The 13,541-nt window shown below is 63.7% G+C and carries 13 protein-coding genes; 5 read left to right on the forward strand and 8 right to left on the reverse strand.

Going from position 1 to position 13,541, the window contains the following annotated elements:
* The first annotated feature begins 60 nt into the window (after positions 1-60).
* From PCJ21_RS05790 to PCJ21_RS05810, 5 genes are all read left to right on the forward strand, one after another.
* Positions 61-1,236 (forward strand): CaiB/BaiF CoA transferase family protein, encoded by a 1,176-nt coding sequence (locus PCJ21_RS05790; protein ID WP_269930427.1) that lies wholly within the window; start codon positions 61-63, stop codon positions 1,234-1,236.
* Positions 1,233-2,882 (forward strand): thiamine pyrophosphate-binding protein, encoded by a 1,650-nt coding sequence (locus PCJ21_RS05795; protein WP_269930428.1) that lies wholly within the window; start codon positions 1,233-1,235, stop codon positions 2,880-2,882. Before PCJ21_RS05790 ends, PCJ21_RS05795 begins: the two co-directional genes overlap by 4 nt.
* Before the next feature lie 104 nt (positions 2,883-2,986).
* Positions 2,987-3,703 (forward strand): glycosyltransferase family 2 protein, encoded by a 717-nt coding sequence (locus PCJ21_RS05800; RefSeq protein ID WP_269930429.1) that lies wholly within the window; start codon positions 2,987-2,989, stop codon positions 3,701-3,703.
* Entirely contained in the window at positions 3,700-4,029 is a 330-nt protein-coding gene (locus PCJ21_RS05805) for a lipid-A-disaccharide synthase N-terminal domain-containing protein (RefSeq protein ID WP_269930430.1), read from the forward strand. Before PCJ21_RS05800 ends, PCJ21_RS05805 begins: the two co-directional genes overlap by 4 nt.
* Before the next feature lie 53 nt (positions 4,030-4,082).
* Complete coding sequence (locus tag PCJ21_RS05810; RefSeq protein ID WP_333474385.1) at positions 4,083-5,726, forward strand: ArnT family glycosyltransferase; 1,644 nt, start codon at positions 4,083-4,085, stop codon at positions 5,724-5,726.
* 260 nt (positions 5,727-5,986) lie between these two features.
* On the opposite strand, the gene PCJ21_RS05815 is transcribed toward PCJ21_RS05810, so the two are convergent.
* From PCJ21_RS05815 to PCJ21_RS05850, 8 genes are all read right to left on the reverse strand, one after another.
* Complete coding sequence (locus PCJ21_RS05815; protein WP_269930432.1) at positions 5,987-6,958, reverse strand: ABC transporter substrate-binding protein; 972 nt, start codon at positions 6,956-6,958, stop codon at positions 5,987-5,989.
* Positions 6,959-7,009: 51 nt separating this feature from the next.
* Positions 7,010-8,083, reverse strand: a complete 1,074-nt coding sequence (locus tag PCJ21_RS05820) for an ABC transporter permease (protein ID WP_442865975.1) — start codon at positions 8,081-8,083, stop codon at positions 7,010-7,012.
* Positions 8,084-8,139: 56 nt separating this feature from the next.
* On the reverse strand, positions 8,140-9,018 hold the full coding sequence (locus tag PCJ21_RS05825) for an ABC transporter permease (protein WP_269930433.1): 879 nt from the start codon (positions 9,016-9,018) through the stop codon (positions 8,140-8,142).
* Positions 9,018-9,437, reverse strand: a complete 420-nt coding sequence (locus PCJ21_RS05830; protein ID WP_269930695.1) for an endonuclease domain-containing protein — start codon at positions 9,435-9,437, stop codon at positions 9,018-9,020. Before PCJ21_RS05830 ends, PCJ21_RS05825 begins: the two co-directional genes overlap by 1 nt.
* Positions 9,438-9,602: 165 nt before the next feature.
* A complete protein-coding gene (locus tag PCJ21_RS05835) occupies positions 9,603-10,424 on the reverse strand; it encodes an ABC transporter ATP-binding protein (protein WP_269930434.1) in 822 nt (273 codons plus the stop codon).
* A gap of 118 nt (positions 10,425-10,542) precedes the next feature.
* On the reverse strand, positions 10,543-11,037 hold the full coding sequence (locus PCJ21_RS05840) for a hypothetical protein (protein WP_269930435.1): 495 nt from the start codon (positions 11,035-11,037) through the stop codon (positions 10,543-10,545).
* 42 nt (positions 11,038-11,079) lie between these two features.
* The gene (gene hydA / locus PCJ21_RS05845) at positions 11,080-12,531 is read right to left on the reverse strand and encodes a dihydropyrimidinase (RefSeq protein WP_269930436.1); all 1,452 of its coding nucleotides are present in this window, start codon (positions 12,529-12,531) and stop codon (positions 11,080-11,082) included.
* A 94-nt stretch (positions 12,532-12,625) separates the two neighbouring features.
* Positions 12,626-13,507, reverse strand: a complete 882-nt coding sequence (locus PCJ21_RS05850; RefSeq protein ID WP_269930437.1) for a hypothetical protein — start codon at positions 13,505-13,507, stop codon at positions 12,626-12,628.
* Positions 13,508-13,541 lie beyond the last annotated feature (34 nt).

Genomic DNA, 13,541 nt, shown 5'->3' on the forward strand with positions numbered 1-13,541 from the left:
GGACTCCTGATAGAGCGGGGCCCTGTTGAAGATAGCGTCCGCAATGATCCTTGGTGTCTCATGAGCAATCCGCCCCTCCACGGTGTTCGCGTCATCGAACTGGCCCGCATCCTCGCCGGTCCCTGGGCCGGGCAGTTGCTCGCCGACCTCGGCGCCGACGTCATCAAGGTCGAGAATCCCGATGGCGGCGACGACACCCGCAAATGGGGTCCGCCCTTCGTCACCAGCCACGACGGCGAAAACCTCTCGGCCGCCTACTATCATTCCTGCAATCGCGGCAAGCGCTCGATCGCCATCGATTTCTCGACGCCTGAAGGTGCGGAGATCGTACGCAAGCTGGCGGCTGACGCCGATGTCTTCATCGAGAACTTCAAGCTTGGCGGCTTGAAGAAATACGGCCTCGACTATGACAGCCTGAGGAAGATCAACCCCAGGCTCGTCTACTGCTCGATCACCGGTTTCGGCCAGACCGGACCTTATGCCCCGCGTGCGGGCTATGATTTCATCGTCCAGGGCATGGCCGGCCTGATGTCCATCACCGGCGAGCCCGGCCGCGAGCCGCAGAAGGCCGGCGTTGCCGTCTCCGACCTGTTCACCGGGCTTTATTCCGTCATCGCAATTCAGGCGGCGCTGCGCCACGCCGAGGCCACTGGCCAGGGCCAGCAGATCGACATGGCGCTGTTTGACTCGCAGGTTTCGGTGCTCGCCAACCAGAACCTGAACTTCCTGGTTTCCGGCAAGGCGCCCGTCCAGATGGGCAACGCCCACATGAACATCGCGCCTTACGAGGTGCTGCCGGTGCGCGACGGTCACTTCATCCTGGCAGTCGGCAATGACGGCCAGTTTCAGAAGTTCTGCGCAATTGTCGGCCTCGCCGACCTGCCCGCCAAGGCCGAATATGCGACCAACGCGGCGCGCGTGACCAATCGCGGTCCCTTGCGTGACATGATCGTCGAAGCCCTCAGCCGTTTCGACCGGGCCGATCTGCTCGCCAAACTCGAGGCCGCGGGTGTGCCGGCGAGCCCGATCAACACCATCGCACAGATGTTCGACGATCCGCAGGTCGCCGCGCGCGGCATGCGCATGGATCTCGACGACGGCCACGGCAATGCGCTGCCCTCGGTGCGCGCGCCGATGGTCATGTCTGAAACCCCTCTTGCATACGAACGGCCCTCGCCGCGCCTTGGCGAACACACCGCAGAAATTCTTGCCGAACTGGAGAATAACGCGAAATGAAGACCGGCGGACAACTGATCGTCGACGCGCTCGAGGCCAATGGCGTCGACCGCATGTATTGCGTCCCGGGCGAGTCGTATCTCGCCGTTCTCGACGCCCTGCATGATTCTGCCATCCAGAGCATTGTCTGCCGCCAGGAAGGCGGCGCGGCGATGATGGCGGACTGCTACGGCCGCCTCACCGGCATGCCGGGCATCTGCTTCGTCACCCGCGGCCCGGGTGCGACCAACGCGTCGGCCGGCGTGCACATCGCCATGCAGGACTCCATCCCGATGATCCTGTTCATCGGCCAGGTCGCGAGCCACGCCAAGGAGCGCGAGGCCTTCCAGGAGGTCAACTACCGCCGCTTCTTCGGCGACATCGCCAAATGGGTCGTCGAGATCGACGATGCCGCCCGCATTCCGGAACTGGTCACCCGCGCCTTTTCCGTCGCCACCTCCGGCCGTCCCGGCCCTGTGGTCATCTCCCTGCCCGAGGACATGCTGACCAGCGAAGTCGAGGCCCCGGCCGCCCTGCCGGCCACCCCGGTCGAGACCCGCCCCGGCGAGGAGGAGCTATCCAAGCTCGAGGCCCTGCTCAACGGCGCGAAGAACCCCTTCGTCATCCTTGGCGGCACCCGCTGGAACGCCGAGGCGGTCGAGAAGATCAAGAAGATCTCGGAAAACTGGGCGCTGCCGGTTGGCGTGTCCTTCCGCCGGCAGATGCTGTTCGATCACCTGCACGAAAACTACGCCGGCGACGTCGGCATCGGCGTCAACCCGAAGATCGCCAAGGCGATCAAGGAGGCCGATGTCGTGCTGCTCGTCGGCGGCCGCTTCGGCGAAATGCCGTCGTCCGACTACACCCTGATCAAGAGTCCCTACCCGGACCAGAAGCTGGTCCACGTCCACGCCGATGCCGACGAGCTCGGCCGCGTCTATCGCCCGACGGTCGCCATCAACGCCACCCCCGCCGCTTTCGTTGAGGCGTTCGCCAGGCGCAAGCCGGCAGCCAGGCCGGCATGGGCCGAGGCCACCAAGGCGCTGCACGCGGCCTATCTCGAATGGTCGACCCCACCGCTCGCCGGCCCCGGCGCCGTGCAGATGGGCCCGATCATGAACTGGCTCGAAAAAGTGCTGCCCGAGGACGCCATCCTCACCAACGGCGCTGGCAACTACGCCACCTGGGTCCACCGTTTCCACCGCTTCCGCCGCTTCGCAACGCAGGGTGCGCCGACGTCGGGCTCGATGGGCTACGGAACGCCTGCGGCGGTTGCCGCCAAGGGCATCTTCCCCGATCGCGAAGTCGTGGCGTTCGCCGGCGACGGCTGCTTCCTGATGAACGGCCAGGAATTCGCCACCGCCGTGCAATACAACCTCCCGATCATCGTCATCGTCGTCAACAACGGTATCTACGGCACCATCCGCATGCACCAGGAGCGCGAATATCCTGGCCGCGTCGAAGCGACCGGGCTGAAGAACCCCGACTTCGCCGCCCTCGCCCGCGCCTATGGCGGACACGGTGAAACTGTGCGCGAGACCGACGAGTTCGCCGCCGCCTTCGAGCGCGCCCGCGCAAGCCGCAAGCCTTCGATCATCGAGATCAAGCTCGATCCGGAGGCGATCACGCCGACACGCACGCTGAGCGACATCAGGGACAAGCGCTGACCGCTGCAGTCGCGGCGACATTGCAGTCGTGGCAAATGCGCTTCTTTGATGCTATTGAGGCGGCGCATTTCCCGCAATGATCAGACATTTCCCCAGGCAAGCTGATGATTTCAATCGTCATTCCGTGCAAGAACGAAGCCGAGAACCTGCCGATCCTGGTCGGCGAGGTGCATCAGGCGATGGCTGGCCGCGACTATGAGGTGATCGTCGTCGACGACGGCTCGACCGATCGCACCGCCGACGTGCTGGCCGAACTTGCCCGCACCGCTGGCCGCCTGCGCCATGTCCGCCATAGCCACTCGGCCGGGCAGAGTGCGGCGGTGCGTTCAGGCGTATTCGCAGCCAGGGGCGCGATCGTCGTCACCATGGACGGCGACGGCCAGAACGACCCGTCCTACCTGCCCAAGCTCGCCGACGCGCTCCTCGCCGCTGGCCCTGCGATCGGCATCGCTGCCGGCCAGCGCCTCAAGCGCACCGACACCAAGCTCAAGCAATTGTCGTCGCGCTTCGCCAACGGGCTGCGCGAAATGATCCTGCGCGACGGCACGCGCGACTCCGGTTGCGGCCTCAAGGCCGTTCACACCAGCCTCTTTAGGCAATTGCCCTATTTCGACGGCTGGCACCGCTACCTGCCCGCGCTCGTCATCCGCGAAGGACGCGGCGTCGTCCATGTCGATGTGGTCGATCGCTCGCGCATCCACGGCAAATCCAACTATGGCATCCTCGACCGCGGCCTGCGCGGCATCCTCGACCTCACGGGCGTGTGGTGGCTGCGCCGCCGCCGCAAGGTCGTGCCAACAGTCACGGAGCTTGGCCAATGAACCTGATTTCCGAACTCGGAACCTGGTTGCACGACGTTTTCATCGCGCAGTTCGACGGCTGGATCCTGCTCGGCTTTGTCGCGCAAGGCTTCTTCACCATGCGCTTTGTCGTCCAGTGGCTCGCTTCCGAGCGTGCCAAGCGTTCGGTGGTGCCGATCGCCTTCTGGTTCTTCTCGCTCGGCGGCGGCGCCCTGCTGCTGATCTATGCCATCAAGCGCCAGGATCCGGTCTTCATCGCCGGCCAGGGGCTCGGCCTGTTCATCTACATCCGCAATCTCTGGCTGATCGCCAATGAGCGGCGCGCCGCCATGTCCGAAACCGAGTGAGCCAGCGCATGTCGGCTGCCGGAATCAATATCTCGGAAACGCCTCGCAAAACCTTGGCCCCGCTCACTTATCTGATGCTGGCGGCGCTTTGCCTGTTCGCCTTCATTCCCGGCATCGCCTCGCTGCCACCGACCGACCGTGACGAGTCGCGCTTCGTCCAGGCCACCAAGCAGATGGTCGAGAGCGGCGACTATGTCGACATCCGCTTCCAGGATGTGCCGCGCTACAAGAAGCCGGCCGGCATCTACTGGCTGCAATCGGCAGCCGTGCTGTTGAGCGGCCAGGGCAGCGACGCGCCGATCTGGGTCTATCGCCTCGTGTCCGTGCTCGCCGGCACGTTTTCGGTGCTGGCCCTGACCTTCATCGGCACCCGCATGTTCGGCCCGTCCGCCGGCGTCATCGCCGGCCTGGGGCTGATGGGCATCCTGATGCTCGGCTTCGAGGCGCGGATCGCCAAGACCGACGCTACGCTGCTCGCCACCGCTCTTCTGGCGCAAGGGTCGCTTGCCGCCATCTATCTCGGCCACAAGGCCGGCAAGCCCCAGGACCGCGCCAACTGGCTGTTCTGGTTCGCGCAAGGGCTGGCGCTGCTCATCAAGGGACCGGTCATCCCCTTCCTCAGCGTGCTCACCATCGCAGCACTGGTCGTCTTCGACCGTGACCGCGCCTGGCTGCGCAAGCTGCGCCCTTTCACCGGCCTGCTGGTGACCTTGCTCGTCGCAGCACCCTGGCTGGTCCTCATCACGATAAAGACCGGCTCCGAGTTCTGGCAGGAATCTGTCGGCAAGGACCTGCTCAGCAAGGTCGGCTCCGGCCAGGAATCGCACGGTTTCCCGCCTGGCTACTACTTCCTCACCTACTCGGTGTTCATGTGGCCTTTCGCTCTGGTCGCGCTCGAGGGCGGGCTCAAGGCGCTCAAGCGCTTCCGCCAGGACCCGCGCCTGCTGTTCTGCCTTGCCTGGTACATCCCGTACTGGATCGCCATCGAGGCGATCCCCACCAAGCTGCCGCACTACGCCCTGCCCGCCTATCCGGCGATGATCCTGCTGATGGCCTGGGCGCTGACCGACAAGTCGGCCGCCAGCATCGAACTGTCGCGCTGGCAATCCTGGCTGCGCCGTGCCTGCGCCTTCGGCATGTTCGGCATCAGCATCGGCCTTGCCGCCATCGCCTTCGCCATCACGCCCTATTTCCTCGGCTACTTCTCGTGGTGGGGGTTGCTGGCCGGGCTTCTGGTGCTGATCGCCGCCCGCTACGGCATCGGCGCCCCCGACAACATGGCACCGGTGAAGCGTGTCGCCTTCGCGGCGGCTGCCGCGGCCGCCGCCTTCGGCGTGCTGACCGCCAAGGTTTTGCCGCCGCTCAAGCCTGTCTGGCTGAGCCCCGAGATCGCCCAGCGTTTCGAGCAGTTGAAGCCATGCCCGAGCTCGCGGCTGGTCTCCGCCGGCTACCACGAGCCGAGCCTGGTCTTCCTCGCGGGAACACAGACCTTGCTGACCGATGGCGCCGGCGCTGCCGCCGCACTGACAGCCGACCCCGCCTGCGGGATTGCGGTGGTCGGGGCGTCCGAGAACAAGCAGTTCCTTGCCGCCGTGCCCAACGCTGCCGTCGGCGTCCGGGAAATCGGCAGCATCGAGGGCATGAACTATTCCAAGGGCGAGCCCCGCGCGCTGACCTTCTACACCCTGGCGCAGTAGCCGACTTCAGGGCGAAAGCACTCCAGTAGCCCTCATGGTGAGCCTGTCGAACCACGAGGGCGCTTGGCGCCATGCTCTGCGCGCCCCAAAACCCGTGGTTCGACAGGCTCACCATGAGGGTCTTGGGGGAGCCCGTCATTCGGCCGGGTGAACAGGTCGACAATCCACCAGGAGGGCCTCGAAGGACGCACCTCGAGTTCAAACCTCAAAGAAAAAGGGGCGGTCGCCCGCCCCTTTCCCGATGCGAAATCACCTGTGAACTACTTGATCGCCTTGTCGGTGATCGCAGACGTCCAGGCGCCCGAGGGCTCCTTGGTGATGATCTTCTGGTCGAGCAGCGCCTTGGCGGTGCGCTCATAGGCGGCGGGGATCAGCTTGCCGTCGGCGTTGTCGATCAGCTTGGCCACTTCGCCCATCATGCGCTTCTGGTGGTTTTCGTCCTGGCCGCCGTTTTCAACTACGATGCCGGCTGCCTCGTCTGGATTGTCGACAGCGTACTTCCAGCCCTTCATCGAGGCGCGCACGAAACGCACCATCTTGTCTTCGAAAGCCGGATCCTTGAGCTTGTCTTCCATGACGTACAGGCCGTCCTCGAGCAGGTCATTGCCCATGGCGGTGTAGTTGAAGACGATCAGGTCCTCCGGCTTGTAGCCGGCGTCGATCAGCTGCCAGTACTCGTTGTAGGTCATGACCGAGATGCAGTCGGCCTGCTTCTGGATCAGCGGCTGCACGTCGAAGCTCTGCTTGAGAACGGTGACGCCGTCCTTGCCGCCTTCGGTCGGCAGGCCGAGCTTGTTCATCCAGGCGTAGAACGGATACTCGTTGCCGAAGAACCAGACGCCGAGCGTGTGGCCCTTGAAGTCTGCTTCAGTCTTGATCGGTCCGTCCTTGGGGCAGACCAGCTGCATGCCGGCCTTCTTGTAGGGCTGGGCGATGTTGACGAGATTGACGCCCTTGTCGCGGGCTGCCAGCGCCCCGCCCATCCAGTCGACGATAACGTCGGCGCCGCCGCCGGCGATCACCTGCTCCGGAGCGATGTCGGGGCCGCCCGGCTTGATCTCGACATCAAGGCCTTCCTCCTCATAGAAGCCCTTGTCCTTGGCGACGTAATAGCCGCCGAACTGCGACTGCGTCACCCACTTCAGCTGCAGCGCAACCTTGTCGGCTGCGAGCGCCTGGGCGGCGGCCAGCGACATCGCCCCCGCCATCAGTGAAACCATAAGTCTTTTCATCTTCTTTTTTCCCTCTGAAGTTGGACCGCGGCCCCGCCCAAGGAGCTCAGGTCACGCCCGTCCACCACGGACGGACGGATGCCAGAAAGTGGTGGCCCTCTCGATCAGGGCGACCACGCCATAGAAGACGGAACCGGCCAGAGCCGCAACTGCGATCTCCGCCCAGACCATGTCGACATTCATGCGCCCGATCTCGGTCGAGATGCGGAAACCCATGCCGACGACAGGGGTGCCGAAAAATTCGGCGACGATGGCGCCGATCAGCGCCAGCGTCGAGTTGATCTTCAACGCGTTGAAGATGAACGGCATCGCCGCCGGCAGCCTGAGCTTGAACAGCGTCTGCCAGTAGTTCGACGCATAGGTGCGCATCAGGTCGCGCTCCATGTGGCCAGAGGCGGTGAGCCCCGCCACCGTGTTCACCAGCATCGGGAAGAAGGTCATGATGATGACCACCGCCGCCTTGGACTGCCAGTCGAAGCCGAACCACATCACCATGATCGGTGCGACGCCGATGATCGGCAGCGCCGACACCATGTTGCCGATCGGCAAAAGCCCCCTGCGCAGGAACGCCACCCGATCGGCGAGGATGGCAACGGCGAAGCCCGCGGCACAGCCGACGACATAGCCGAACAGCACCGCCTTGAAGATAGTCTGCCAGACGTCGGCGGCCAGGATCGGCACCGAACTGGCGAGCTTGGCTGCGACCGCGCTCGGCGGCGGCAGCAGGATGAACGGAATGCCCGCCCCCCGGGTCACGGCCTCCCATATGATCAGGATCCACGCGCCGAAGATCGCCGGGATCAGCAGGCGCAGGAAAGTCCTGACCTGTGGCGATTTCGGCTTCAGCGCTGACAGTTCCGAGACGCAGCGCCAGGCGAGCAGCCACGCCGCGGCCAGCAGCAGGAAGTATGGCATGCGCGCCATGCCCTCGTTGCCTGATATGCCCGAGATCAAAAGCCAGGCCGCGCCATGCGCGCCGACGAACAGCACTGCAGCGCTCGCCACGCCGGAAAACATGGCGAAGGACGCGACGGCAGCCAATGCGATGAGCCCGATGATCAGCGAGGTCGTTGCTCTCGACATCGGCGCGGCAGCTTCGGTCGCCAGCATCGGCATCGTCGCCATGGCGATGGCGCATAGCACCAGCGCCGCAAAGACCTGCCAGGACGGTTTGGAGTTCATCATGCCGGTCTCCCGCCCATCGACCGTTCAACCAGCTTGCCGACGAGGCCGACAAGCACCACCAGCATCGCCGCCACCAGGGAACCGGCGACCAGCACCGCCCAGATGTCGATGGTCTGGCTGTAGTAGGCGCCGGCGAGCAGCTTGGCGCCGATGCCGGCCACAGCCCCCGTCGGCAGTTCGCCGACGATCGCGCCGACCAGGCTCGCCGCCACCGCCACCTTCATCGAGGCGAACAGGAACGGCACCGAGGCAGGCACGCGCAGTTTCCAGAAGGTCTGCGACTTGCTCGCATTGTAGGTGTGCATCAGGTCGAGATGCATGAGATCGGGTGAACGCAGCCCTTTCACCATGCCGACCGCCACGGGGAAGAACGACAGGTAGGTCGAGATCAGCGCCTTGGGGATCAGCCCGGTGATGCCGATCGCCGCCAGCACCACGATAATCATCGGCGCCACCGCAAGGATGGGGATCGTCTGTGAAGCGATGATCCACGGCATCAGCGAGCGGTCGAGCGCCAGCACATGGACGATGCCGACGGCGATCAGGATGCCGAGTGCGGTGCCGAAAGCAAAACCCAGCAGCGTCGACGACAGCGTCACCCACGCGTGGTAGACAAGGCTCCGGTTGCTGGTGACCTTCCGCAGGAAGGTGTTCTCGAAGAAGTTCTGCGCCACCTGGTGCGGCGCAGGCATTGTCGGCTTCGGCTGCGACAGCGTCTTGCCGACGAATTCCATCGTCGTCCGCGTCTCGCCGGCGCGCCGGTCGAGATCGCGCTGGAACGGCGCGTTCATATAGACGGCGAACGCATACCACGCAGCGACGATGACCAGCAGGATGGTGATGACGGGAACGACCCGGTCTCTGAGGCGATCCATCATTCTAGCCCTTGTCCCCCTCCCCCTTGTGGGGAGGGGTTAGGGGTGGGGGTATCCAGCATCAATCCAAGTTCCCGCATTATTTCTTCGACGCAGCCGTCGAATGCCGTCTCAAGTTCACCGGTGTTGAAACGCAGAACCTTGTAGCCCTGAGTTGCAAGCCAATCGTCGCGCACTCGGTCTCGCGTCATTCCAGAGGGAGAAAAATGGTGTTCACCATCGACCTCGATAATGAGTCCATTTTCATGAACCACGAAATCTACGACGTACGGGCCAACGGGTGCCTGGCGGCGAACATGGATGCCATGCCAGCGCCGAAACTCCCGAAGCTCGGACCACAGCTTTCGCTCGCCGTCGGTCATTGCGCGACGTAGCCGACGCGCCCGCGAGATTTCGGACGGCTGAATCCTCGATGGCATGAAGATTACCCCCACCCCTAACCCCTCCCCACAAGGGGGAGGGGAATGCTGTCCGCAGTGCCCTCACCCGAATCAACGAAAGCATCCGCTGAGAGGAGACGCCAATATTCCCCTCCCCCTTGTGGGGAGGGGTTAGGGGTAGTGCCCATGCTCATCTCCCTCACCTCAATCCTCATAGCTGTGCCCCGCCCTCAGCCCGTCGCGGACACGCGCGGCGATCGCCAGGAATTCCGGGCTTTCGCGGATGTCGAGCGGCCGCTCCGTGGGCAGCGTCGACTCGATGACGTCGGTGACGCGGCCGGGCCTCGGCGACATGACGACGATGCGCGTCGACAGATACACGGCTTCCGGAATCGAGTGGGTGACGAAACAGATCGTCTTGTTGGTCCGCCGCCACAACTGCAACAACTGCTCGTTCAAGTGATCGCGGACAATCTCGTCGAGCGCCCCGAACGGCTCGTCCATCAAGAGAAGGTCGGCATCGAACGCCAGCGCACGGGCAATCGAGGCACGCTGCTGCATACCGCCCGACAACTGCCAGGGGTACTTCGTCTCGAAGCCCGAGAGGTTGACCAGATCCATCGTGCGCTTGATGCGCTCCTGCTGCTCGGCCTTGGAGAGCCCGATGATCTCGAGCGGCAGCCCGACATTGCTCTCGATGGTCCGCCACGGAAACAGCGCGGCCGCCTGGAACACGTAGCCATAGGCGCGCGCCTCGCGGGCCTGCTCGGGCGACATGCCGTTGATCGAGATAGACCCTTCCGTCGGCTGTTCGAGGTCGGCGATCACCCGCAAAAACGTCGTCTTGCCACAACCCGAAGGGCCGATGAAGGAGACGAACTCGCCCTTGTTGATGGTCAGGTCGACATTGGAAAGCGCCCGCACCGGGCCGTCATTGGTCTGGAAGGTCAGCCCCAGTTGTCTGGCTTCGACGACCGCGTTCTGATCGACGCTTGTCGCCGTGGCTTGATTGACTGTCATGAGCATTGCCCGACTTTACCCCACATCATGCCATCCTCTCCGAAGATGAGGGAGGCGTCCACTTGATCGAGTCTCTTTCTAAACACAGAAAACGGCCGGCTTCTTTCCGTGGAGCCTTGATTGGTCAAACGAGACCTCCTTGCCGATCGTGCCCTTCGTCCGGATAACGGTAGACATAAAGTGCCCGATAGGCGGCCCCGCCAACCGTTCCACCCACGATTCCGCCCAGGACGAGCGGCCAGTTGCTAAGAATAAGAACAGCCCCACGGGTGACGACGTCGGGCAAGACGAGCAGCAATCCAATCGTCAAGCCAACGGCAGCCCCCCAACCCATAGCTCCTACAAAACCCGGCAGTGGATGATGGCGCCTTGCTATCGCTATCACAACGACAACCGGACCGACGACCGCGCTCACAGGAATGGTCCAGAAAATTGCGATCACCATGCTCACAAAAGCCGAACCAGCTGCATGCGATGGCAATTCCGAAATGGATTCGGCATTGGAGAGTATCACCATGGTCCCACCAGCCCAGACCCCGGCGAACACACCCCCAACAAGCGCGCCGAGCGAGAAGTATCTGTCGAAACCTTGCCTGGGCGTGACAGTCTTCGGTGCCATCGGAATGCCCTCGCCACCATCGGAACCACCAGGAACAAGCGATCACACCCCCGTCGCCGGGATGCCTGTCCGTTCGACCTTGCGCGGTGCAGTGATCTCCTTCCACTGCGACAGCGCCCGGTTGACCGCGGCATGCGGCTCGCGGGCGACGAATTCGCCGTGGCCGGGGTTGGCCTTGACCTCATGCTCCTGGATCGCCAGTTCGCCGCGGGTGAAGACGAAGCGCGGCAGGCCCGTCACCTCGATGCCCTCGAAGACGTTGTAGTCGATGACCGACTGCTGGGTCTTTGCCGCAATCGTCTTCTTGCGCTTGGGGTCCCAGACGATGATGTCGGCGTCGGCACCTTCGACGATGGCGCCTTTCTTCGGGTACATGTTGAGGATCTTGGCGATGTTGGTCGAGGTCACCGCGACGAACTCGTTCATCGTCAGCCGGCCGGTGTTGACACCCTTGGTCCACAGCACCGGCATGCGGTCTTCGAGCCCGCCGGTGCCGTTGGGGATCTTGGTGAAGTCGCCGACGCCGGTGCGCTTCTGCTTGGTCGTGAACGAGCAATGGTCGGTCGCCACCACCTGCAGCGAGCCCGCCTGCAGGCCGGCCCACAAAGAGTCCTGATGCAGCTTGTTGCGGAAGGGCGGGCTCATCACCCGGCGCGCCGCGTGGTCCCAATCCCGGTTGAAATATTCGGTCTCGTCGAGCACCAGATGCTGGATCAGCGGCTCGCCATAGACACGCATGCCTTTCTGGCGGGCCCGGCGGATCGCCTCATGCGCCTGCTCGCACGAGGTGTGCACGACATAGAGCGGGCTGCCCACCATGTCGGCGATCATGATGGCACGGTTGGTCGCCTCGCCTTCCACCTCGGGCGGACGCGAATAGGCATGCGCCTCGGGCCCGTTGTTGCCTTCGGCAAGCAGCTTGGCCGACAGCTGGGCGACAACGTCGCCGTTCTCGGCATGCACCAGCGGCAGCGCGCCGAGCTCGGCACAGCGCCTGAACGACGAGTACATCTCGTCGTCGTCGACCATCAGCGCGCCCTTGTAGGCCATGAAATGCTTGAACGAGGTGATGCCCTTGTCGACGACCTGAGCCATCTCGTTGAAAACCTGCTCGCTCCACCAGGTGATCGCCATGTGGAACGAGTAGTCGGAGCAGGCCTTGGAGGTCTTGTTGTCCCACATCTGCAGCGCCTCGAGCAGAGACTGGCCGGGCGACGGCAGGCAGAAGTCGACAACCATCGTCGTCCCGCCGGAAAGGGCGGCGCGCGTGCCGCTTTCGAAATCGTCGGCCGAATAGGTGCCCATGAACGGCATTTCGAGATGGGTGTGCGGGTCTATGCCGCCGGGCATGATGTAGCAGCCGGTGGCGTCGAAGTCGTGGTCCGCATGCAAATTGTCGCCGATGGCGACGATCTTGCCATGCTGGATCAGCACGTCGGCCTTCCACGTCCGGTCGGCCGTGACGATGGTGCCGTTTCGGATGACTTTGGTCATGGTGTACCCCATTCTTGTTCTTGGATTGGCAGAGAGGCCGCCAGCCGCCGGGCGGCTGGTGCATGCATCATGCGAACTGTGCTGAGCGTGGCCATCATGCCCGCCTCCGCACCCGGCGCTCACGCCAGCGCTTGACGTCGCCGATCAGCTCGTCGAGCGTGCCGAACACCGGCACCAGCACCGCGAATTGCGCCGGCCGGAGATCGCGCGAGGGCGTGCATGCCTCGGCGATGCGCCGCTGGAATTCCTGCGGCGCCCAGATGCGCGAGAACTCCAGGAACTGCACGATGACGTCGTGGCGGATGGCGGTGATGCGTTCGTAGTTGGAGCGGAAGATCGCAAAGGCGGTGTAGAAGGAAGTCAGTACCGACAACCCGATGATGACAAGCAGAACATTGAGGTCGCCGGCGTAGTTGCCAAAAACCAGCGCCACGATCAGCGTCGCCACCGAAAACACCACGAAGGTCTTGGAAATCCGGTAGGCGGCGGCGATGCCCTCGACCTCGCCGCTGTACCTTGCCTCGATGGCCTGCTCGATATCGCGCAGTTTCTTCTTGAACAAATAGAGGCGCTGGTTCTCCTCGTCGGTGTGCTCCTCGCCACGCGCCTCGCGCAAGATGTCGAAGGCTGTCAGCGTGACGTCGTCATTGGCCTCCCAGCCCGACAGCGGCACGATCGCCGGCGGCAGGTAGTCGCCAATGCGGTCGAACACGACATAGATGATGTGGATCGTGGTCAGGAACACGAACAGGATCAGCAGCAGCGCGAAATCCGAAACGCCGAGCACGTCGAAGATGTTCTGGTAGTTCTCCACCACGCCGTTCAAGAGGTCGGCATTGGGCAGGAACCCCTCGGTCGCTGAACCGATGTTGGTGAAGCCGGAGGCGATGTAGAAGACGATGCCCGCCACGAGCAGCCGCGACGTCATGAAATTCGAAAAGCGGATCACACCTTGGAGAAGGGCTTCCACGTCCATGGCTCAGGCCTGCTCTGAAGCTCTGTCCCCGCAA

It is taken from the genome of Aminobacter sp. HY435 (assembly GCF_027568395.1).
GTDB lineage: Bacteria > Pseudomonadota > Alphaproteobacteria > Rhizobiales > Rhizobiaceae > Aminobacter.

What these genes read in the sequence shown, in the direction of transcription:
- PCJ21_RS05835 (WP_269930434.1), bottom strand. Translation starts at nt 10,424, where the DNA reads ATGCTCATGACAGTCAATCAAGCCACGGCGACAAGCGTCGATCAGAAC.
- PCJ21_RS05825 (WP_269930433.1), bottom strand. Translation starts at nt 9,018, where the DNA reads ATGGATCGCCTCAGAGACCGGGTCGTTCCCGTCATCACCATCCTGCTG.
- PCJ21_RS05815 (WP_269930432.1), bottom strand. Translation starts at nt 6,958, where the DNA reads ATGAAAAGACTTATGGTTTCACTGATGGCGGGGGCGATGTCGCTGGCC.
- PCJ21_RS05840 (WP_269930435.1), bottom strand. Translation starts at nt 11,037, where the DNA reads ATGGCACCGAAGACTGTCACGCCCAGGCAAGGTTTCGACAGATACTTC.
- PCJ21_RS05805 (WP_269930430.1), top strand. Translation starts at nt 3,700, where the DNA reads ATGAACCTGATTTCCGAACTCGGAACCTGGTTGCACGACGTTTTCATC.
- PCJ21_RS05820 (WP_442865975.1), bottom strand. Translation starts at nt 8,083, where the DNA reads ATGGCGACGATGCCGATGCTGGCGACCGAAGCTGCCGCGCCGATGTCG.
- hydA (WP_269930436.1), bottom strand. Translation starts at nt 12,531, where the DNA reads ATGACCAAAGTCATCCGAAACGGCACCATCGTCACGGCCGACCGGACG.
- PCJ21_RS05790 (WP_269930427.1), top strand. Translation starts at nt 61, where the DNA reads ATGAGCAATCCGCCCCTCCACGGTGTTCGCGTCATCGAACTGGCCCGC.
- PCJ21_RS05830 (WP_269930695.1), bottom strand. Translation starts at nt 9,437, where the DNA reads ATGCCATCGAGGATTCAGCCGTCCGAAATCTCGCGGGCGCGTCGGCTA.
- PCJ21_RS05800 (WP_269930429.1), top strand. Translation starts at nt 2,987, where the DNA reads ATGATTTCAATCGTCATTCCGTGCAAGAACGAAGCCGAGAACCTGCCG.
- PCJ21_RS05795 (WP_269930428.1), top strand. Translation starts at nt 1,233, where the DNA reads ATGAAGACCGGCGGACAACTGATCGTCGACGCGCTCGAGGCCAATGGC.
- PCJ21_RS05850 (WP_269930437.1), bottom strand. Translation starts at nt 13,507, where the DNA reads ATGGACGTGGAAGCCCTTCTCCAAGGTGTGATCCGCTTTTCGAATTTC.